The sequence below is a fragment of the Luteimonas sp. A482 genome, assembly GCF_054072655.1.
Map to the genome: position 1 here is coordinate 47,632 of NZ_JBSVRO010000005.1, position 19,660 is coordinate 67,291.

Annotated in this window: 19 protein-coding genes and 1 pseudogene; 14 read left to right on the forward strand and 6 right to left on the reverse strand. The window is 65.4% G+C overall.

What is annotated here, in order from left to right; genetic code table 11:
• Positions 1 to 2 precede the first annotated feature (2 nt).
• Together ACW5DW_RS13835 and ACW5DW_RS13840 are read left to right on the forward strand one after the other, a co-directional pair.
• Positions 3 to 1,289, forward strand: coding sequence for an arsenic transporter (locus ACW5DW_RS13835; protein ID WP_457019649.1), 1,287 nt, complete (start codon positions 3 to 5; stop codon positions 1,287 to 1,289).
• 290 nt (positions 1,290 to 1,579) lie between these two features.
• Positions 1,580 to 3,058 (forward strand): SulP family inorganic anion transporter, encoded by a 1,479-nt coding sequence (locus ACW5DW_RS13840; RefSeq protein ID WP_457019651.1) that lies wholly within the window; start codon positions 1,580 to 1,582, stop codon positions 3,056 to 3,058.
• A 100-nt stretch (positions 3,059 to 3,158) separates the two neighbouring features.
• Here the strand turns inward: ACW5DW_RS13840 and ACW5DW_RS13845 are convergent, their stop codons facing one another.
• The 3 genes from ACW5DW_RS13845 to ACW5DW_RS13855 all read right to left on the reverse strand — a co-directional run bounded on the left by ACW5DW_RS13845 (position 3,159) and on the right by ACW5DW_RS13855 (position 5,649).
• On the reverse strand, positions 3,159 to 4,424 hold the full coding sequence (locus ACW5DW_RS13845; RefSeq protein ID WP_457019652.1) for a bifunctional alpha/beta hydrolase/OsmC family protein: 1,266 nt from the start codon (positions 4,422 to 4,424) through the stop codon (positions 3,159 to 3,161).
• 78 nt (positions 4,425 to 4,502) lie between these two features.
• Positions 4,503 to 5,063, reverse strand: a complete 561-nt coding sequence (locus ACW5DW_RS13850; protein WP_457019653.1) for a YceI family protein — start codon at positions 5,061 to 5,063, stop codon at positions 4,503 to 4,505.
• Between the two features lies 1 nt (position 5,064).
• On the reverse strand, positions 5,065 to 5,649 hold the full coding sequence (locus tag ACW5DW_RS13855) for a cytochrome b (protein ID WP_457019654.1): 585 nt from the start codon (positions 5,647 to 5,649) through the stop codon (positions 5,065 to 5,067).
• A 292-nt stretch (positions 5,650 to 5,941) separates the two neighbouring features.
• On the opposite strand from ACW5DW_RS13855, the gene ACW5DW_RS13860 reads away from it, so the two are divergent.
• The gene (locus tag ACW5DW_RS13860; protein WP_457019655.1) at positions 5,942 to 6,535 is read left to right on the forward strand and encodes a YceI family protein; all 594 of its coding nucleotides are present in this window, start codon (positions 5,942 to 5,944) and stop codon (positions 6,533 to 6,535) included.
• Between the two features lie 94 nt (positions 6,536 to 6,629).
• The gene (locus tag ACW5DW_RS13865) at positions 6,630 to 7,202 is read left to right on the forward strand and encodes an NADPH-dependent FMN reductase (protein ID WP_457019656.1); all 573 of its coding nucleotides are present in this window, start codon (positions 6,630 to 6,632) and stop codon (positions 7,200 to 7,202) included.
• 82 nt (positions 7,203 to 7,284) lie between these two features.
• Here the strand turns inward: ACW5DW_RS13865 and ACW5DW_RS13870 are convergent, their stop codons facing one another.
• Positions 7,285 to 9,033, reverse strand: coding sequence for an esterase/lipase family protein (locus tag ACW5DW_RS13870; protein WP_457019657.1), 1,749 nt, complete (start codon positions 9,031 to 9,033; stop codon positions 7,285 to 7,287).
• Between the two features lie 463 nt (positions 9,034 to 9,496).
• Here ACW5DW_RS13870 and ACW5DW_RS13875 point away from each other — a divergent pair, with 463 nt between their 5' ends.
• From ACW5DW_RS13875 to ACW5DW_RS13915, 9 genes and pseudogenes are all read left to right on the forward strand, one after another.
• Positions 9,497 to 10,396: a LysR substrate-binding domain-containing protein gene (locus ACW5DW_RS13875; protein ID WP_457019658.1), complete on the forward strand. Its 900-nt coding sequence runs from the start codon at positions 9,497 to 9,499 to the stop codon at positions 10,394 to 10,396.
• A gap of 369 nt (positions 10,397 to 10,765) precedes the next feature.
• Complete coding sequence (locus ACW5DW_RS13880) at positions 10,766 to 11,107, forward strand: carboxymuconolactone decarboxylase family protein (protein ID WP_457019660.1); 342 nt, start codon at positions 10,766 to 10,768, stop codon at positions 11,105 to 11,107.
• Positions 11,108 to 11,327: 220 nt separating this feature from the next.
• Entirely contained in the window at positions 11,328 to 12,113 is a 786-nt protein-coding gene (locus ACW5DW_RS13885) for an isochorismatase family protein (RefSeq protein WP_457019661.1), read from the forward strand.
• 149 nt (positions 12,114 to 12,262) lie between these two features.
• Positions 12,263 to 14,095, forward strand: coding sequence for an amidohydrolase (locus ACW5DW_RS13890; protein ID WP_457019662.1), 1,833 nt, complete (start codon positions 12,263 to 12,265; stop codon positions 14,093 to 14,095).
• Between the two features lie 191 nt (positions 14,096 to 14,286).
• A complete protein-coding gene (locus tag ACW5DW_RS13895; protein WP_457019664.1) occupies positions 14,287 to 14,988 on the forward strand; it encodes a pirin family protein in 702 nt (233 codons plus the stop codon).
• 214 nt (positions 14,989 to 15,202) lie between these two features.
• Positions 15,203 to 16,096 (forward strand): pirin family protein, encoded by an 894-nt coding sequence (locus ACW5DW_RS13900; RefSeq protein ID WP_457019666.1) that lies wholly within the window; start codon positions 15,203 to 15,205, stop codon positions 16,094 to 16,096.
• A 116-nt stretch (positions 16,097 to 16,212) separates the two neighbouring features.
• Positions 16,213 to 16,404: pseudogene (locus ACW5DW_RS13905) on the forward strand (STAS domain-containing protein); the annotation flags it as partial.
• Between the two features lie 214 nt (positions 16,405 to 16,618).
• Positions 16,619 to 16,888, forward strand: a complete 270-nt coding sequence (locus tag ACW5DW_RS13910; RefSeq protein WP_457019667.1) for a hypothetical protein — start codon at positions 16,619 to 16,621, stop codon at positions 16,886 to 16,888.
• A 158-nt stretch (positions 16,889 to 17,046) separates the two neighbouring features.
• Complete coding sequence (locus tag ACW5DW_RS13915) at positions 17,047 to 17,727, forward strand: hypothetical protein (RefSeq protein ID WP_457019892.1); 681 nt, start codon at positions 17,047 to 17,049, stop codon at positions 17,725 to 17,727.
• A 55-nt stretch (positions 17,728 to 17,782) separates the two neighbouring features.
• Here ACW5DW_RS13915 and ACW5DW_RS13920 read toward each other — a convergent pair whose 3' ends face one another.
• Both ACW5DW_RS13920 and ACW5DW_RS13925 read right to left on the reverse strand, forming a co-directional pair.
• A complete protein-coding gene (locus ACW5DW_RS13920) occupies positions 17,783 to 18,382 on the reverse strand; it encodes an NADPH-dependent F420 reductase (protein WP_457019669.1) in 600 nt (199 codons plus the stop codon).
• A 25-nt stretch (positions 18,383 to 18,407) separates the two neighbouring features.
• Positions 18,408 to 19,142 carry an SDR family NAD(P)-dependent oxidoreductase gene (locus ACW5DW_RS13925; protein WP_457019671.1) on the reverse strand — a complete coding sequence of 245 codons (735 nt, stop codon included), beginning with the start codon at positions 19,140 to 19,142 and terminating at the stop codon, positions 18,408 to 18,410.
• A gap of 82 nt (positions 19,143 to 19,224) precedes the next feature.
• Here ACW5DW_RS13925 and ACW5DW_RS13930 point away from each other — a divergent pair, with 82 nt between their 5' ends.
• The gene (locus ACW5DW_RS13930; RefSeq protein WP_457019673.1) at positions 19,225 to 19,593 is read left to right on the forward strand and encodes a winged helix-turn-helix transcriptional regulator; all 369 of its coding nucleotides are present in this window, start codon (positions 19,225 to 19,227) and stop codon (positions 19,591 to 19,593) included.
• Positions 19,594 to 19,660 lie beyond the last annotated feature (67 nt).

The following is a 19,660-nucleotide window of genomic DNA, read 5'->3' on the forward strand; positions in this document are numbered from 1 at the left end:
ACGTGCTCGTTGCACTGCTGATCTTCGTTGCCACCATCGTCCTGGTGATCTGGCAGCCGCGAGGCCTCGGCGTCGGCTGGAGCGCGTCGTTCGGCGCCGTGTTGGCCCTGGTCACCGGCGTGGTGGGCGTATCCGACATTCCGACGGTCTGGGGCTTCGTCTGGAACGCCACCTTCACCTTCGTGGCCGTGATCCTCATCAGCCTGGTGCTCGACGAAGCGGGCTTCTTCGAATGGGCCGCGCTGCACGTCGCGCGCTGGGGCCAGGGCAGCGGACGCAGGCTGTTCGTCTACCTGGTGCTGCTCGGCGCGGCGGTCGCGGCCCTGTTCGCCAACGACGGCGCGGCGCTGATCCTGACGCCGATCGTGATCGCCATGCTGCTGGCGCTCAAATTCACGCCCGCGGCCACGCTGGCCTTCGTCATGGCGGCCGGTTTCATAGCCGACACCGCGAGCCTGCCGCTGGTCGTGTCCAACCTGGTCAACATCGTTTCGGCCGACTACTTCGACATCGGTTTCGGCGAGTACGCATCGGTCATGTTCCCGGTCAACCTGGTGTCGGTGGGCGCGACGCTGGCCGTCCTGATGTGGTTCTTCCGCCGTGACATTCCCGCGAACTACGACGTCACCCTGTTGAAGGCTCCGGGCTCGGCGATCGTCGACCGCGCCACCTTCAATGCCGGCTGGGTCGTGCTGGCGCTGCTGGTGGTGGGCTTCTTCGTGCTCGAACGGCTTGGCGTGCCGATCAGCGTCGTAGCCGGTGCCGGCGCACTGGCGCTGCTCGGCGTGGCGGCCAGGGGGCACAGGATCTCGACCCGCAAGGTCGTGCGCGAAGCCCCCTGGCAGATCGTGGTGTTCTCGCTCGGCATGTACCTGGTGGTCTACGGCCTGCGCAACAACGGACTGACCGACCATCTGGCGATGCTGCTCGACCGGTTCGCCGGACACGGCCTGTGGGCTGCGACCTTCGGCACCGGCCTGCTGACGGCGTTCCTGTCGTCGGTGATGAACAACATGCCGACGGTGCTGGTCGGCGCGCTGTCCATCGAAGCCAGCCAGGCGGAAGGAGCGGTGCGCGAGGCCATGATCTACGCCAACGTCATCGGCAGCGACCTGGGTCCGAAGTTCACCCCGATCGGCAGCCTGGCCACGCTGCTGTGGCTGCACGTACTGGCACGCAAGGGCATCCGGATCACCTGGGGCTATTACTTCAAGGTGGGCGTCATCCTGACCTTGCCCGTGCTGCTGGTGACGCTGGCAGCGCTGGTCATGCGGCTGAGCATCGTGTGATCACGGCTGCCCGGGCGTCACCACGGAGAACCCGTTCGTACAATCCACCTGCTGAGATGACCACCATGAAGGCCTGACGTGTTCGGCCTCCTGCTCGCGGTCAACGACCGACGATCCCGGCACGCTGCGATTGAGGCGCATGCTGCACTGCAATATGATGCCGCCTCACCCGCGTCTCGCGTCCGATAACCCGCCCCAGGTTTCAGCGCGTCGTCCAGGACGCCGCGAGGGCCTCGCGTCTTTTTTCCGTCAACATCGCGCGCCCGTAGCGGCGCGCATGGAGTCACACGATGTCAGCCAACTATCCGCTGCGCGAGCAGTGGCTCGGCAATGTGCGCGGCGACGTGCTGTCGGGCGTGCTCGTCGCCCTGGCGCTGATTCCCGAGGCGATCGCGTTCTCGATCATCGCCGGCGTCGATCCCAAGGTCGGCCTGTACGCCTCGTTCTGCATCGCGGTGGTCACCTCGATCGCCGGCGGCCGCCCGGGCATGATCTCCGCCGCCACCGGGGCCATGGCCCTGGTGATGGTGGACCTGGTGCGCGACCACGGCCTGCAGTACCTGTTCGCCGCCACCATCCTGGCCGGCCTGCTGCAGCTGCTGGCCGCCGCGCTGCGCCTGAACACGCTGATGCGCTTCGTCTCGCGCTCGGTGGTGATCGGATTCGTCAACGCCCTGGCCATCCTGATCTTCATGGCGCAGCTGCCCGAACTGATCGGCATGCCGTGGACCGTCTACGCCGTCTGCGCCGCGGGCCTGGCCATCATCTACCTGCTGCCGCGGCTGACCCGCGTCGTGCCTTCGGCGCTGGTGGCGATCGTGGTGCTCACCGTCGCCGTCGTCCTGCTCGGCCTGGACATCCGCACCGTGGGCGACATGGGCGAGATGCCGGACAGCCTGCCCGCCTTCTTCGTCCCCGACATCCCCTGGACCTGGGACACCCTGCGCATCCTGCTGCCCGTTTCGGCCACGCTGGCCGTGGTGGGCTTGCTGGAATCGCTGATGACCGCGCAGATCGTCGAGGACATGACCGACACGCCCACCGACCGCCGCCGCGAATCCGCCGGCCAGGGCCTGGCCAACGTGGTCACCGGCTTCTTCGGCGGCATGGCCGGCTGCGCGATGATCGGCCAGTCGGTGATCAACGTGTCCTCCGGCGGCCGCGGGCGCCTGTCGTGCCTCATCGCCGGCGTGGTGCTGCTGTTGCTGGTGGTGTACGCGTCGGAGTGGGTGTCGATGATCCCGATGGCGGCGCTGGTGGCGGTGATGATCATGGTCAGCATCGGCACCTTCCACTGGAAGAGCATCCGCGAACTGCGCACCCACCCCAAAACCGCCAACCTGATCATGTTCGGCACGGTGATCGTCACCGTCGCCACCCGCGACCTGGCCATGGGCGTGCTGACCGGCGTGCTGCTCACCGCCCTGTCCTTCACCCGCCGCGTGAGCGCGCTGCTGAAGATCGACGGCGACGACGCCGTCGACGGCACCCGCACCTACCGCGTGCGCGGCCAGGTGTTCTTCGCCTCCGCCGTGCAGTTCGCCAACAGCTTCGACTACCTGCACACCCCGCCCAAGGTCGTGATCGACCTGCGCGACGCCCACTTCTGGGACACCAGCGCCGTGGCCGCCCTTGACCGCGTTGTACTCAAGCTGCGCCGGCATGGCGCAGAGGTGGAGGTGATCGGCCTCAACCAGGCGAGCGAATCGCTGGTGGAGCAGTTGGGGACGCATCGGGGCGTGGAGGCAGGCGCGACGACGGGGTCCTGAGAAAGACGGATTTCAAGGCTGGCCGCAGATTGGGGGTGGAGTCCGGTGGTTGCTTACGACGGCGGTTTCGTCACGACCCACGCTCATGACAGGTATAAGGTCATAGCGGATCAGCATCGGCGAACCTGGACATGTCGTGCGCATGCTGGCTCGGCCTTTCGGCCGACCCAACAGGCATCGTCTCGCCAAGTCCGGTTTCCACCGCAGAGCCACCTTCCAACGTCCGGTGCACGGGACACCTGTCGGCGATCTCCGCCAATCGCTGTCTCTGCTGGTCCGACAGATTGCCCGTCAGAACAAGACGCCGGGTAAACAGGTCTGAAGGTTCGATTCCCTGTCGACGGCTGTGGCCAACGGTAACCGTCACTTGCTCCAGCGGGATCTGCTTGCGTCGCGCGTACATGCGCAGCGTCATGGCCGTACATGCACCCAGGCCGGCCGCGAGCAGATCGTAAGGCGTAGGTCCGGAGCCGAGGCCACCCACCTCCGGAGGCTCGTCGGCGAGGAAATGGATGCCCCCGGCGCTGACCTCGACCTGGAACGCCCCGTCACCGGTTTCCGAAACGGTCACGACGCCGGACTGCGCGTCGCTCCGCACTGGCGTTGCGCTCTTCAGCGACCGCGACGACCAGGCCGCAATCATCGTGGCGGCGAAGTCCGCGTCGCGACGATCGGTCAGCAGGTGATCCGCGCCGTCAAGCGAGATGAAGTTCTTGGGATGCAGCGCGGCCTTGTAGATGGCCGTCGCATTGTCGATGCCGACGATCGAGTCCTGCGGCGAATGCAGGATCAACAGGGGTTTCCTGAGTGCCCGGATCCGCGCTCGCTGGTCGTGGGCGGCAAGGTCGTCGACGAAGGATTGGCGGAGCCGGAACGGTCGGCCGCCAATCCTGACTTCCGCCTCGCCCTTCTCCCGCAATTCGTCGAGGCCACCCGCGAAGAGGTGCGTGACATGCTCGACATCGAAAGGCGCGCCAATCGTTACCACCGCTTGTGCTTCGGGTATCCGGGCAGCAGCCGCCAGAACCGCGGCGCCGCCAAGACTGTGACCGATCAGCAAGGCTGGCGGGCGCCCTGCCCCACGCATCGCATCGGCAGCGGCGACCAGGTCTGCAATGCTGCCGCTGAAGCTGCTGTCGGCGAAATCTCCGCCACTTTGACCAAGACCCGTGAAGTCGAAACGGAGTACACCGTATCCAAGCGACGTTAGTGCATTGCCAAGCCGAACCGCAGCGAGCGAGCTCTTGGTGCAAGTGAAGCAGTGCGCGAACAGTGCATAGGACGATACCGGGCCATCCGGCATATCAAGGGCACCGGAAAGCTTTTGGCCATCTGCACCAGTGAATTCGAATTCGCGTGTCGACATGGAGACTGCACCTTGCCGGTTCGGTATACGGTACATCACGTGACTTGGGTTACGGGATCTGCAGTGCGTCGGACTCCTTCAGAGCACGGGACGGAACGTCACCTTGGTGGACACGGCCACCTCGTTCGGGATGATCGAGAGGTCTGCCCAATCTCCGGCACCCACGCCGAAATCCAGACGTTTCACCGTAGCGCGACCGGCCAGCACGGGGCGGTCGCCCGGGGTCAAGGTCATCGTCAGCTGCACCGGCTTCTTCACGCCGCGAAGTTCGAGCGTGCCGTCGGCAACGTAACGGTTCTCGCCCAGCGGCCGGAAACCCTTGGCCGTGTAGCGTGCGGTGGCGAACTGTCCGACGTTGAAGAACGGCGCGGTCTTGAGCGTGCCGTCGCGGTCGGCGTTCTTCGTATCCGCGGAGGCAAGCGGAATGGTGACGGCAAGGGTCGCATCCTGCGGGTTCGCCGGATCGAAGCTGAGCCTTGACTGGAAGTCGGCGAACAGGCCCACGAATGTTTCGCCCTGGTAATCACTGGCGAAGCTGAGGGCGCCGGAGGACTGTACATAGTCGGCGGCCGAAGCGGGCGCCACGGCGGCCATGGCAGCGGCCAGGGCCAGGGGAAGGATGCGATTGCGGATGCTCATGTCAGTTCTCCTTGGTGGATTTGGCAGGCGTTGTATTGCGGCGCAGTGCAGGGAGCATGCGGCGCAGGGTGTCGTCGCCCTGGAAGATGTGGTGATAGAAAGCGGCCCCGGCATGCGCCAGCACCAGCAGGACCAACAGCCAGAAGCCGTACTCATGCACCTGGATGGACAATGCGGCCAGTTCCTCGCTGCGCTCAGCGACGGTCGGCAGGTTGAGCTTCTTGAACCACTGCAGCGGGTAACCGGACGTCGAGTTGAACACCCAACCGCTGATCGGGATTGCGAACATCAGGACGTACAGCGCCCAATGTGTGGCCGAGGCGATACGCGCCTGCCAGGTTGGAGTGCCCGGCGTTACCTTCGGTGCGCCGGCGAGCAGGCGCCAGGCGAAGCGAAGAACGATCAATGCCAGAAGAGTCAGCCCAAGTGACTTGTGCAGGGCATAGGCGTTGATCTTGGCCGGGGTGGGTGGCATGTCGACCATCGTCAGGCCGAGCCATGCCAGCCACACGATCAAGACAAGGACCGACCAGTGCATCAGTTGGCTGATGACGCCCCAGCGTCGCTCAGAGTTGTGAATTTGCATCGACGGCTCCGTCTGTAACGAGGCGGTTTTCTCCTCGACGGATCCATTGTCAGCGTCTCGAACTTCGGGAAACAGCCGTCGGGAGCGACAAGATTGTTTCCATAACAGTGACAGTCAGGCCTGATGGGTACGGCGGTGGAAAACACCTCCGCGGGGGATTGTCCCTGATTCATGGACATTCTTGTTCCAGGCGACGGGTTTATCCATCGAGGCAGAACCCTATCCTCGTTGAGGTGGGCGGCGGCTGTTGTGCACGCCCCGCATCCCTCCAACCACCAACAGGAACCCTCTCATGAACAACCGCATTTCCTGCGGCGTCCTCGCCGCTGCCCTCCTGGCCTCCTCGGTCTACGCGTTTGCCGCGCCCGTGACCTACCAGATCGACCCGACCCACACCGACGTCGTCGCCCAGTGGAACCATTTCGGCTTCTCCAAGCCGATCGCGCATTTCGGTGAGGTGGGCGGCTCGATCAGCTACGACCCGGACAACCAGGCCGCTTCGAGCGTCGAGGTCGTGCTCCCCCTGGCCGGGCTGTCTTCGCACGTCGCGGCGTTCGATGACCACCTGCGCAGTGCGGACTTCTTCGACGCCGAAAACTTCCCCCAAGCTAGCTTCAAGAGCACGTCGGTGCGCGCCGCTGGCGAGGGCAAGCTGGCCGTCGCCGGCAACCTGACCATCAAGGGCATCACCAGGCCCGTCGTACTGGATGCCACGATCAACAGGATCGCCGATAACCCCATGACGGGCCAGCCGACCGCGGGCTTTGATGCCGTGGCGACCATCAAGCGGACCGATTTCGAGCTCGGTATGTTCGTGCCCAACGTCAGTGACGAGGTCCAGCTGCGTATCACCACCGAAGCTTCGGTGGCGAAGCAGGAGCAGTAACCACCCCCGGGACACCGGGGCGCGCCCAGGGAGGCAGGACTGCCCTGCCCCTCGGGGCGTACCATCGGAATCCCCTCGAGCAAGGAGAGTGACGATGAAGACCTATAACGTCGGCTACCTGATCGGCAGCCTCGCCAAGGAGTCCATCAACCGCAAGCTTGCGCACGCGTTGTTCAAGCTCGCTCCGGAGCAGCTCAAGTTCCACGAGATCTCCTATGCCGAACTCCCGCTCTACACCTACGATTACGACGCTGACTACCCGGAGGCCGGTCGCGCCTTCAAGAAGGCCATCGAATCGTCGGACGCGATCCTGATCGTGACCCCCGAGTACAACCGCTCCATCCCCGGCGGCCTCAAGAACGCCATCGACTGGGCCAGCCGCCCCTGGGGCACCAACTCGTTCGCCAACATCCCGTCCGGGGTGATCGGCACCTCTCCCGGCGCAATCGGCACGGCGGTGGGGCAGCAGCACCTGCGCAGCATCCTCGGGTTCCTCAACTCGCCGCAGATGAACTCGCCGGAAGCCTATATCCAGTTCAAGGATGGTCTTCTTGACGACGCCGGCGAGGTCGCCGACCCGGGTACAGCCGAGTTCCTGCGCCGCTACATGAAGGAGTTCCACGAGTTCGTCGCACGCGTGCTGACAGTACTGCCGCGCGGCGCCTGACCGGCCGGCAATCGCCAGCCGATCGTTGGCGTCACTGCGTGGCTGCAGCCGGGGCGATGCGCCTTCGCCCCGACGCAGGTCCCTATTCCACGCCGCGGCGTTCCAGCCGCTCCAGCAGGAGCCGTTTCAGGATCGAGATGGTGGCCGGGGCCGCCTGCAGGTCATGGCCGGCAACGACATAGTCAACGCCTCCCTCGGGCCACGTCGCGCTTGCGAGCGACACCACCCCGTCGCCTTCCCGGGGACGGGCCAGGTCCTGGATCCCGATGATCGAATGCACTTGCACGCCACCGGCGACCCGTAGCTGGCGCGCGGCCTGCATCACCGGCTGGTCGGGCGACAGCGTCGCCACGCTGGTCGGACCTCCCCGGCGGTAGTTCTCGAGCACGGTCTGCCGAACGTGCTGGGGCTGTTCAACCGCAAGCTGCACGAGGTAGTCCATGGCATTCACCGGAAGCCGGATGAACCGCTGCACCAATCTGGCGACCAGACCCTCCGCATGCCGACTTCCTCCGTGCGGCGCGGCAATCATGACCAGCGCGTCGACGCCAGGGATCGCCTCGAACACGAACAGCTCCCGAGCGCGATCGACGGCTTCTCCGGGCTGCAATCCTTGGGGATCGGAGGTGAATGCGGCGTCCCAGAGGGCGGTTCCCGAGTCGCTCACCAGCAGACGCGAGATCACGCCGCCCATCGAATGCCCGACCAGAATCGCCTGCCGATGGCCGCCCGACACGCCGCCTGCGCGACGCCTGAAATCCCGGAGCGTCCCCGCCAGCTGCTGCCGGTTGACCAGCACTGGCATTCCGGTCGCGTAACGCGCCATCCAGAACTGGTAGTGCTCGGAGAGGTCGGGATCCCCGAGAAGTTCGTTCACCATGTTCGCCCAGGTCATGGGGCTGCTGGCGAACCCATGCACGAGGATGACGGGCGTCTTGGCCGGATCCACCGGCGCCAACAGACGGATCTGGGAATCGTCGCGCTCGGAGTCCGCTCCGAACAGTGCCCGTAGATAGCCCAGCTCCTGCTCGAACGCCACCGCAGCGCTTGCATAGGCTGCGCTCATGTCACGCGAAAGGCCCACCTGGCCAAATGCCGTTTCCACGGACCCGGCGCGCGAGGCATCTCGCACCACGAGCGACTCGCGCCCTCCTGGCAGCGGCTCGTAGAGGATGCTCACTGCCAATGCGAACGGCTGCGCGGGGAAAGAGCCCAGCGTAGTACCGGTGCGCCCGGTCGCGATGGCGGCAACCCCGATGCCGTCTTCGACCTGCCGCGTCCGCAGTCCGCCGACGGTGACCTGGTTGGCGAGTACCACGCGCTCCACCGCGGCGCGAGGGAAATGAGTCTCGTCCACGCGCCACTCGAACCCGTCCACGCCGTGCTTCTCCGCGGCATCCAAGGCCAGCCCCGCCGTACAGGCGTTATGCAATCGCAAGGCCAACTGTGTACGCGCGGCGATGGCTGGCTGCCGCCCGGGCATCACCGGCTCATGAAGGTAGCGATGGGTCTGCCGGGCGCAGGCGCGCCAGTGCGCCGCACGATCGCCGCGCGGCGCCCGCCTTGCGGCATGGTGCAGGACGTCCGACGCCGCGATCAGTCTCGTGCCTTCGCGCACCGTTCCCGCGGCCAGCAGGATCTGCGAAGCGCAGCGCCCGTCCAAGCTCGAACACGTGGCCTCGAGGTCGAGCATCGAGATGACTTCCTCGCCGGTATTGGACAGATGTTCCGCCAGCGCCAGCCCATCCAGGCTCATGCGCGAACGCAGCGATCCGCCATCGTGCACCCGCAGGGTGGAGCAAGCGCTCGCCATCACCACCAGGGCCACCATGAGAATGCCGCGGCCCGGGTGGACCGTGAATCGGTGTCGTGGCTGCTCCGAGTGCCCCATGCGACTCGCCAATGCAGGATCGAGAGCCCGCATTGTGCGTCGGACTGCATGGATCAACTAGGGAAGCGCTGGACAAGTCCGGTCTGTCATTCCGAACGCAGTGAGGAATCTTGTCGAATCAAAGGGCTGGATTTCTCGCTACGCTCGAAATGACAGCTGCTGGGGGTTCATGGCCGATTGGCCGCCACCTCGGCGGCAAGCTTGCCGCCGGAAGCGGACCTTTGCACGTGATCGCGCCGAGGCGCATCGTGGGCTGCCGGCCACTTCGACACGTCGACGTCGATCGAATCGTCCGGCCATGGGTTTCAACATTGTCAGCCCGTATGCAAACCGGACCCGCCTTGCGGCAGCGGTTCGAATGCGGGAACAATGCTCTTCCTTGACGGCCTGAATGGAGCTGTAGATGGACCGGATCGAGTGCATGCGCGCCTTCGTGGAGGCGGTGCGGGCCGAGAGCTTCGCCGCCGCTGCCCGCAAACTCGATGTCCCACGCTCCAAGGTCAGCAAACAGGTCCAATCCCTGGAGCAAGCGCTCGGCGTCCAGCTTCTGATGCGGACCACACGCAGCCTGCACCTGACCGAGGCGGGCGCGACCTATTACGAGGACGCGCAGGAAGTGCTCGCCTCCCTGGACGAGGCAGAGGAGCGCGCCAGGGGAACAACCGGCATCCGCGGAATCGTTCGCTGCAACGTCCCGGTCTCATTCGGCATGCGCGTGCTCACACCGATCGTGCCGAAGTTCCTGGACAAGTATCCGGAGATCGAGCTCCAGATCTCGCTGACCGACCACCTCATCGATACCGTGCGCGGCGGATTCGACGTGACGATCAGGATCGCCGACCTGACCGACTCGTCGCTTTCTGCACGCAAGATCATGCCCGCGCCCCGCAGCATCGTGGCATCGCCAGAATACCTGGCACGCCATGGCATTCCCCAGGTTCCCGCCGACCTGACGTCGCTTGCGTTCCTCAACTATGGCTGCCTGCAGGGCGGCATCACGATCCAGCTGACGCGTGGAAAGGAAGTGCAGCGCGTGCGCACACGTGGGCCCGTGATTGCCGACAACGGCGACTTTCTCGCCGAGATGGCACTGGCCGGCCTCGGCGCGACGCTGGTTCCCGACTTCATCGTCCGGGGCGAGCTCAATGCCGGCCGGCTGGTCCGCGTGCTCGAGGACTGGAGTCCGCCGCCAATTGCGGTCCACGCGCTGTTTGCACAAGCGCGCACCATGCCGCTGCGGCTCCGCAGGTTCGTGGATTTTCTGGTCAGCGAACTCGGCGGCGAGGCTGATCGGTCTGGGTAAGGCGACGCCTGGCACTGTCCCCGGTCGGGAAACAGTGATGTCGACTTTCTTCACTCTTTACTTCCGCCCAATCACCATAAGGTGATGGATGCGCCATTGGGCGTACGCGCAAGTCACGGGGAGGTCGGATGGACGTTCGCTTCCTTGGCTGGACTGATCTTCGGCATCGGCCTTGGCACCACAACAAGCCGACCTGCTGGCTCAACACACAGCGACCGATTCGGATCCATCGGACACGCCCAACCGCCGGGTCGCGCTGCATCGCCTTTTTTCCTTGCGTGCTGACGACCGCATGCCCGTGTGGCTGCGGCGGTTAGCTCCTGCAATGCGAACTCGCGTCCAGATGGGACGCCACATGGAGGACAACACATGCTCGACTGGAATGTCTATCGCGACGAACTGAAGGGCCGGATCGGTGAGATCGGCAAGCTCTCGCCGGATACCGTCCGGGGATACGCCACGCTGGCCGGTGCAGGCAACAAGACCCAGCACCTGGACGCCAAGACGCGTGAACTGATCGGCCTTGCCGTCGCCGTGACCACGCGCTGCGATGGCTGCATCACGGTGCATGTCGACGCGGCCATCAAGCACGGAGCCAGCCGCGAAGAGATCGCCGAAGCGCTGGGCGTGGCCATCGCGCTCAACGCAGGTGCGGCGCTCGTGTACTCGGCCCGCGTCATGGATGCGGTTGCCAGCCATCCGGGTTACTAGCGCAACGAGATCGTCTCAGAAACAGAAACAATGAGGTGATGATTGCCCGGTATTTGCGCCTGCCAAAGCTACATAGACTGTGCGCCATCGAATCCACTCTGACCCGCGCGACCCGCATCAAGCCGGTCCCGGCAACCCACCAGATGGCGTCGACGTATGGAAAACCTGCCGATGAGCTCGCCCAGTCATCCCTATCCATTTCGCGTCAAAGGAAAACACCATGAAACAGTCCAAGCTCATCAGCGCTGTCCTCCATGTGGCGGCGGCGGTGACCCTGATTTCCGCCCAACTCGTGGCCGCACCGGCTGCACATGCCCAGGAATCCCGCGCACAGGCTCCCATCGCGGGACTTTCGCGCCAGCCCACCCCTGAGGCCCGCGCAGCGCTGTACGACCCCAACGACGCGGTTCTGCTCCTGCTCGACCACCAGACCGGCCTCTTCCAGACGGTCAAGGACATCCCGCTCGCGGAACTGCGTGCGAACACCGTTGCCCTGGCCAAGATCGCGGTGCAGGCCGGCATCCCGGTGATCTACACCGCGTCGGAGCCCGGCGGCCCGAACGGCCCGATCATGGAGGAACTGCTCGAGGCCGCGCCGAACGCGATCTATGTCGCCCGCAAGGGTGAGGTCAGCGCCTGGGATAACGCCGACTTCGTGAAGGCCGTCGAGGCCACGGGTCGCAAGACCCTGGTAATGGCCGGTGTGTGGACCAGCGTCTGCGTCGCATTCCCGGCGCTGCAGGCCAAGGCAGATGGTTATGACGTGCTGGCCGTGATGGATGCTTCGGGTGACGTCAGCAAGCTGGCATCCGACGCTGCCATGCTGCGCATGGCGAATGCCGGGATCGAGCCCGTCACCACCAACACGATCCTCAGCGAGACACACCGCACCTGGAATCGTGGTGACGCCGCAGCCTGGGGTGCCCTGTACTCCGAACTCGTGCCGCACTACCGCGCCGTCTCCGAGAGCTTCCAGCGCGCCCAGGAAGCCGCCAAGTCCAAGTAAGGCCTGGCCCATGTTTCCCTGGTAAACCCCCGAGCCGGGGCCGGACATCCGGCCCCGTTTCGCCGTCCGCGCGTCGGGTCCGTGCGAGCCGGGTTCGGTCGTCTTGCGGACATCGATGATCCAGCGCCCGCGCTGGGAAGGAGTTTTTCATGCGATACCTGAGCCTGATCGGGGCGGCGCTGCTCGCGGCAGCCTGCTCGAGCACCCGCGAGGCGCCCGTTGCGGCGCAACCGGGCACCGCGACACCGTCGGCAGGCGCCGACCTCATCGTGACCAATGCCAACGTCATCACCATGGACGCCGGGCGCCCACGCGCCACCGCCTTCGCCGTGGCCGAAGGCAAGATCGTGGCAGTGGGAGACGACGCCGACATGGCTGCCCGCCGCGCCGACAATACCCGCGTGATCGATGCAGGCGGCCGCACGGTCATCCCGGGCCTCAATGACTCCCACGCGCACGTCGTGCGCGGCGGGCGCTTCTACAACCTCGAGCTGCGATGGGACGGAGTCGCCTCGCTGCAGCGTGCGTTGCAGATGGTCAGCGAACAGGCCGAACGCACCCCGGAAGGCCAATGGGTCCGCGTCATCGGCGGCTGGTCGCCCTTCCAGTTCGAAGAACGGCGCATGCCGACCGTGGCCCAGTTGAACGAGGCCGCGCCCGATACGCCCACATTCGTCCTCTATCTGTACAGCCAAGGCATGATCAACCGCGCCGCAGTGGAAGCGCTCGGCCTGACCGGGGACAGCAAGGCGCCAGACGGTGGCCGCTACGAATTCGTCGACGGTGGCGCGATCCTGCACGCCGAACCCAACCCCGCGATCCTCTACGCGATGATCGCCCAGCCGCCTCCGCTTTCGGCCGAGGACCAGGTGAACTCCACGCTGCACTTCTATCGCGAGCTCAATCGCCTGGGCATGACCAGCGCGATCGACGCCGGCGGCGGCGGGCACGCCTTCCCCGACGATTATGCCTCCAGCCTCCAGTTGGCCACGAACGGCGAAATGTCGGTGCGCGTGAGCTACTACCTGTTTGCCCAGAACGCGGGCCAGGAGGCCGCCGACTTCCAGCGCTGGGCCAGTGGCCATGCGTTGGAAAAGAACCGGCACGGCGCACTCGAACACGGCTACGAGCTTGAAGGCGCAGGCGAGTTCCTGGCGCACAGTGTGGGCGACTGGGAGAACTTTCTGGCGCCCAGGCCCGACCTGGACGCGCGCAAGGCACATGGCCAGGACTGGGAGAAGGACCTGCGAGAGGTGGCTCGGATCCTCGTCGACCACCAGTGGCCGCTGCGCCAGCACGCGACCTATGGCGAAAGCGTGTCCCGGATCCTCGACGTTTTCGAGCAGGTCAAGGGCGAGAAGGGGCGATTCGTCCCCCGCTGGGCCATCGACCACGCCGAGACCGTGACCGACCGGGACCTGCAGCGCATCAAGGCAATGGGCGGCGGCATCGCCGTCCAGAACCGCATGGCCTTCGCTGGCGAGTACTTCGCAGACCGCTACGGCAAGACGCAGGCAGCCAACGCCCCGCCGGTGCGCAAGATGTTGGAGCTCGGCATCCCGGTCGGCGCCGGCACCGACGGCACGCGCGTGAGCAGCTACAACCCGTGGCCGGCGATCTATTGGCTGGTCACCGGCAAGACCGTGGGCGGCACGCAGCTGTTTGCCGACGACAACCGACTGTCACGCGAGGAGGCGCTGCGCCTGTTTACCGCAGATGCCGCATGGTTCAGTCAGGAAGAGGACGTCAAGGGGCGGATCGCGACCGGCCAGTACGCCGACTTCGCCATCCTGAGCGACGACTACCTGACGGTGCCGGAGACTCGCATCAAGGACCTGGTGTCACTGCTGACCGTGGTGGGCGGAAGGCCCGTGCATGCGGCGGCCCCGTTCGAGGACGTTCCCGTGCCACAACTCCCGCCGGTCAGTCCCGGGTGGTCGCCGATCGCGCACTTTGGGGGCTACCAGAATCAGCGCCCTTGAACGTGTCGGCGCCCTCGCCCGGCTTCCTGGCCGGGGGCGGGCGATGCCGCACCGCCTGCCGCCAGCTGCCGTCCTCGACCGCCTCCGCTGTAGCAAACCGGGAAACGATGAAGTGACATTAGCCCGGTATCTGGCACCCCGCTCCGTCCATAGACTGGATCCAACGTATCCACTCCATGAGGAGACACACCATGATCGAGCGTCGCCCTTTTGAAAGCCTCGGCGGAGCCAACCACGGCTGGCTCGACGCCAAGCACCATTTCTCGTTCGCCGGGTATCAGGACCCCGAGCGCACCCAGTGGGGGGCGCTGCGGGTCTGGAACGACGACACCATCGCGCCCGGAACCGGTTTTCCTGCGCATCCCCACTCGGACATGGAAATCATCACCTACGTCCGCGAAGGCGCCATCACCCACGAGGACAGCCTAGGCAACAAGGGCCGCACGGAAGCCGGCGATGTGCAGGTCATGAGCGCGGGCAACGGCGTGGTGCACTCGGAGTACAACCTCGAGCCAGGCACCACCCGGATCTTCCAGATCTGGATCTTCCCTAACCAGCGCGGGGGCAAGCCATCGTGGGGCGCCAAGCCCTTCCCCAAGGGCGCGCGTTCGGGTCGCTTCGTCACCTTGGCCAGCGGCTTGCCCGGCGACGATGCCCTGCCCATCCGCACCGACGCGCGCGTCCTCGGCGCGACCCTCAACGCGGGCGAGACCACGGAATACCGCTTCGCCGGTGCGGGCCGGTACGGCTACATGGTTCCCGCCAAGGGCAAGGTGCAGATCGAAGACATCATCCTGGACGCCCGCGACGGTGCCGCCATCAGCGAGGTCGACGGCTTCCGCGTGACCGCCCTCGAAGATGCCGAGTTGGTGCTCGTGGACACCGCGGGCTGAACATTGCGCCTGCCTGCACGGCCCGGGGAGGCGCTCGTGGCGACTGGTCAGGAAAGTGGAGGACGCAGCGTCGCTGGAGGATTGCGGCCAGCTGAGGTAGCTCGGCATCACTCCACACGGCAGTCTGCAGGCGGATTCGAGGCGTTGTGCTCACGTGGCCTTTCGAAAGGGTTGGTCAGTGTGAGCACTCCGCCTCTTCTACGGGGGTCACCTAATGATTGAACTCGTCATCCAACAACGCCGCCGCGATCTCGGCGCCTTCGAGGTAGGCCGCGTACTGCCGTACGCCAAGCGCCGGATGATCGGGCCCTACATATTCTTCGATCGCATGGGCCCGAAGCTGATTGAACCCGGGCTTCCGCGCGAGGCGGACGTACGCCCGCACCCGCACATCGGTCTGTCGACCATCACTTACCTGTTCGACGGCGAGATCATGCATCGCGACAGCGTGGGGTCCGAACAGCCGGTCCTGCCTGGAGAGGTCAACTGGATGACCGCAGGCCGGGGTATCACCCACTCCGAGCGCTTCGAAGAGCTGCGCGCCACCGGCGGTCCCATGGACGGCATCCAGGCTTGGGTGGCGCTGCCCGATGAGCGCGAAGAGATGGACCCGGGCTTCTGGCATTACCCGAGCGATGCCTTACCGGTTTTCGAAGACGACGGCCTCGTGGGTCGGCTTATCGCCGGACGGCTGTCGGGCGTCGAGTCGCCCGTCAACGTCGACTCGCCGCAGTTCTATGTGCACTGGCAGCTGCGGACGGGTACCAGGACCACGCTGCCGCCGGAGTACACCGAGCGCGCGGTGTACGTCGCCAAGGGCGAGGTGGAGATCGCGGGCCATCGCGTGGAGATGGGCAGCATGGCGGTCTTGGCACCAGGCAAGGCGGCGACCGTGACGGCGCTCAGCGATGCGGTGGTCATGGCCTTGGGCGGAGAGCCTGTGGGCGAACGCTACATCGACTGGAACTTCGTTTCCTCATCAAAAGAGCGCATCGAACAGGCTCGAGCAGACTGGGCGGCCGGACGGATGAAGCTTCCGGATCTAGACAATGAAGAATTCATCCCGTTGCCACACAAGCTGGGCGCGGCTCCGGAGCCGATGTCCTGACGAGATTCTTCGGCGGCATGGCCGGCTGCGCGATGATCGGCCAGTCGGTGCTCAACGTGTCCTCGGGCGGCCGCGGGCAACTGTCGTGCCTCAACGCCGGTGTGGTGCTGCTGATGCTGGTGATCGACCTGCGCGACGCCCACTTCTGGGACACCAGCGCCGTGGCCGCCCTTGACCGCGTTGTACTCAAGCTGCGCCGGCATGGCGCAGAGGTGGAGGTGATCGGCCTCAACCAGGCGAGCGAATCGCTGGTGGAGCAGTTGGGGACGCATCGGGGCGTGGAGGCAGGCGCGACGACGGGGCATTGAGGGCCGCGGATCTCGGCGCTGGCCGTAGTCGGGGCCCGGAGGTCATGGGATGCCTGGGACCGAAGCGGGCGCGAGACTGATGGATTCAGCTGCAACTGTCGCTAGCTGCCACATCTTCACAATTCATCCACCTATTCCAACGTCAGCTGAAGGCGGGTCATGCTGCCGGTTAAAAGGCCGCTATATTCGAGACCCCAAACAAAGGAGGAATGGCATGTTCATGACCAAGCAACATCTGGCGATGGCGCGCACGCTCGGCGTGGCGATCGTCGCCGCCGTGGGTCTTGCCAGCTGCGCCACCTACGATGACGACTTTGCAAGGATCAACTCGCGCCTCGACCAAGTCGACACCAGGGTGCAGGGCGCGGCCCAGAGCGCCGAATCCGCCAATCAATCCGCGCAGCAGGCCAACCAACGGTTGGATCAAATCGAAAGCCGCGTCCAGCAGCTCGAAACGAAGCCGGGCCGCCCGCCGCGCGGTTAGTCGCTCTTGCACAATTCGCGACGAACGGCCTGAACCGGGACCCGGTGGCCTTTGCTGGCCACCGGTCTCCTCATCTTCATCCAGTCTTCTGTTTTAAGGAACGTCACATCCGTACGTGCACACACCCTGCGATCCGGGCCGTTTATGGTGCGCTCGCGCTGGGGCTGGCTTTTTCGAGCTTCGGCGTGGCCAGCGCGGAGGATGCCGCCGCGCAACCGGTCACCGCCGTCGACCAGCTTCCGCAAGGCCAAGATGTGTCCGGCACGGTGATTGAGCTCGCGGGCTGGGTTGTCGCAGCCAAGGACAGCGAAGGCTATCCGTTCGCGGTCATGGACAAGGCCGCCGCACAGATCCTGGTGTTCGGCGGCGACGGCCGGCTTCGCGGCGCGGCACCTGGGCTCTTTGGCTCAGCGACCGGCGACCATACCGCCCCCGGCATCGCCGGTCTGGCGCTTCGCGAGATTCCGGGCCGGGATCGCACGACGCCTGCTGGTCGCTTTGTGGGCGGTTACGGTCCGTCAATCGACGCTGGGCGCGTGCTGTGGGTGGACTACGATTCCGCGGTCTCCATTCACCCGACCGCGACTGGCGTCCCGGCCGAGAGACGCCCCGAACGCCTTGCATCGCCTTCGCCGGACGACAACCGCGTCACTCATGGCTGCATCAACGTCTCGCCCGAGTTCTACGAGCAGGTCATCCGTCCGACGTTCGAGCGGGGCGGGGTGTTCTACATCTTGCCGGATGAGGCGCCGATGGCGGAGACCTTCCCCGACTTCGCGCAAGGTCGCGCGACGACGCGGCGCAAGGATGGACGACGCCCACGGCCCGCCCGCCAGTGAAGGACGCGTCGGCTGTTGCCTTCAAGCAGTGCTTCTGAGATCCGGTGGACATCCATCAGTCGAACTTGATCAAGTCCTTGAAGATCAATTGACCCCAGCTTTTTCCGCGCGTCTGCACAAGCAGCCCACCTTCCAGAAGCCCGCCAAGCTGGATCGGCGAGAAACCGAGACTTTCCGCAAGCGCACCAATCTCCGCTGCGGCGCTGTCATCGTCGCTCGCCAGGAACACGACTCTCCTGCCACCCTGTACGGCCGGATCCTGTTCAAGGACGGCAGCCACCAGATGGTTGAAGCCCCTGACCAGCCTCCCACCAGTGAAGGCCTGCGCGACGACCCTGGAAGAAGACGGTCCTCCCAGTTCCTCGGCAGACACGCCGTAGGTGTTGGTCACATCGACGATGATCTTCCCCTGCCAGTTGGGGAGCGCCTTCGCGACAGCCGGGTGCGATTCGAAGCGGACCGCCAGAAAGATGACGTCCGCCTTGACGGCTTGCGCCAGTGTGGTGGGAATGATCCCGGGTCCGATCGCGGCCGCGTCGGCTGCAAAGCTTTCCGGGTCGCGCGTGGTGGCAACCGATACGTCGATGCCCTTGCGGGCAAACACCTTGGCCAGGGCCTGACCGATCTGGCCGAAGCCGATGATTGAATAGTTCATATGTGTTCTCCGTTGGGGGGATGGCTCAGAGTTGCGCCAGGCCGCCGTCCACCGCGAGCTCGCTGGCGGTCATGAAACTGCTGTCGTTCGACGCGAGGAAGGCAGCCCCCGCCGCGATCTCCGCCGGTTCGGCCATGCGCTGGAGCGGATTCATCGAGGCGAACATCTTCAACCCTTCCTCGCCTACCGCTGCCTTCGCCAGTTCGGTCGCCGTTGGCCCGGGCGACAGCACGTTGACCCGGATGCCGGTGCCCTTCAGGTCCTCCGCCCAGCTCCGCGCGAGGTTGCGTACCGCCGCCTTGCTCGCGCTGTAGACGCTGAATGCCGGGGCGCCCGTGGTGCCGGAGCTCGATCCGGTCAGGATGATCGACCCACCCTGGCCCATCAGCGGCAGCGCCTTCTGGACCGTGAAGATCGTACCCTTCACGTTGGTGTCGAAGGTTTCGTCAAGGTGCCCGGCGGTGATCTCGCCCAGCGGAAGCAGGCTTCCCGTCCCGGCATTGGCGAAGACGATGTCGAGGGTTCCGCGCTCGGCCTTCACCGCCGCGTAGAGCCGGTCAAGGTCGGCCGGCTCGGAGACCGAGCCCTTCACCGCGCGGGCATTGGGCCCGAGGTCGGCCACGGCGGCGTCGAGCGCTTCCTGGCGGCGGCCGAAGATGAAGACGAAAGCGCCTTCCTCGATGAAACGCTTTGCAGCCGCGCGGCCGATGCCGGTAGCGCCGCCGGTGATCACGGCGGTCTTTTCTTTCAGTCTGTTCATGTCATGCATCCTTCGTGGGGGTTGCACGACTATCTGCTCATGATTACCTTAGGACAAGTATGCACCTTTTGGTAAGTATCAAATGACGACGCACCCCCAAATCTGCGGTACCGGCTTTTCCTGCGGACTCGACGCCACGCTCCACATCATCTCGGGCAAGTGGAAACCGCTGGCCCTGTTCTTCCTGCGCGACGGCACCAAGCGCTACGGCGAGCTCAAGCGCTCGATCGGGGGCGTCAGCGACAAGGTGCTGATCCAGCAATTGAAGGATCTGGAGGCCGACGGCGTGCTGGTACGGACCGACTACAAGGAGGTGCCGCCGCGCGTGGACTACGCGCTGACCCCGCTCGGTCGCAGCCTGGCGGATGCGCTCGTCCCGCTGTGCACCTGGGGAGCCGAGAACATGGCGGAAATGACAAGCATCCTCGCCAAGCGCGCCGCCTTGGCCTAGCGGGATGTTGAGGAATCGCCGAGTCGGACGACCCTCTGCCGTATGCTCCCGTGACCGCAGGACGCAG

Coding starts and splice junctions, on each gene's coding strand:
- ACW5DW_RS13840 (WP_457019651.1), top strand. CDS start 1,580: ATGTCAGCCAACTATCCGCTGCGCGAGCAGTGGCTCGGCAATGTGCGC.
- ACW5DW_RS13845 (WP_457019652.1), bottom strand. CDS start 4,424: ATGTCGACACGCGAATTCGAATTCACTGGTGCAGATGGCCAAAAGCTT.
- ACW5DW_RS13850 (WP_457019653.1), bottom strand. CDS start 5,063: ATGAGCATCCGCAATCGCATCCTTCCCCTGGCCCTGGCCGCTGCCATG.
- ACW5DW_RS13855 (WP_457019654.1), bottom strand. CDS start 5,649: ATGCAAATTCACAACTCTGAGCGACGCTGGGGCGTCATCAGCCAACTG.
- ACW5DW_RS13860 (WP_457019655.1), top strand. CDS start 5,942: ATGAACAACCGCATTTCCTGCGGCGTCCTCGCCGCTGCCCTCCTGGCC.
- ACW5DW_RS13865 (WP_457019656.1), top strand. CDS start 6,630: ATGAAGACCTATAACGTCGGCTACCTGATCGGCAGCCTCGCCAAGGAG.
- ACW5DW_RS13870 (WP_457019657.1), bottom strand. CDS start 9,033: ATGGTGGCCCTGGTGGTGATGGCGAGCGCTTGCTCCACCCTGCGGGTG.
- ACW5DW_RS13875 (WP_457019658.1), top strand. CDS start 9,497: ATGGACCGGATCGAGTGCATGCGCGCCTTCGTGGAGGCGGTGCGGGCC.
- ACW5DW_RS13880 (WP_457019660.1), top strand. CDS start 10,766: ATGCTCGACTGGAATGTCTATCGCGACGAACTGAAGGGCCGGATCGGT.
- ACW5DW_RS13885 (WP_457019661.1), top strand. CDS start 11,328: ATGAAACAGTCCAAGCTCATCAGCGCTGTCCTCCATGTGGCGGCGGCG.
- ACW5DW_RS13890 (WP_457019662.1), top strand. CDS start 12,263: ATGCGATACCTGAGCCTGATCGGGGCGGCGCTGCTCGCGGCAGCCTGC.
- ACW5DW_RS13895 (WP_457019664.1), top strand. CDS start 14,287: ATGATCGAGCGTCGCCCTTTTGAAAGCCTCGGCGGAGCCAACCACGGC.
- ACW5DW_RS13900 (WP_457019666.1), top strand. CDS start 15,203: ATGATTGAACTCGTCATCCAACAACGCCGCCGCGATCTCGGCGCCTTC.
- ACW5DW_RS13910 (WP_457019667.1), top strand. CDS start 16,619: ATGTTCATGACCAAGCAACATCTGGCGATGGCGCGCACGCTCGGCGTG.
- ACW5DW_RS13920 (WP_457019669.1), bottom strand. CDS start 18,382: ATGAACTATTCAATCATCGGCTTCGGCCAGATCGGTCAGGCCCTGGCC.
- ACW5DW_RS13925 (WP_457019671.1), bottom strand. CDS start 19,142: ATGAACAGACTGAAAGAAAAGACCGCCGTGATCACCGGCGGCGCTACC.
- ACW5DW_RS13930 (WP_457019673.1), top strand. CDS start 19,225: ATGACGACGCACCCCCAAATCTGCGGTACCGGCTTTTCCTGCGGACTC.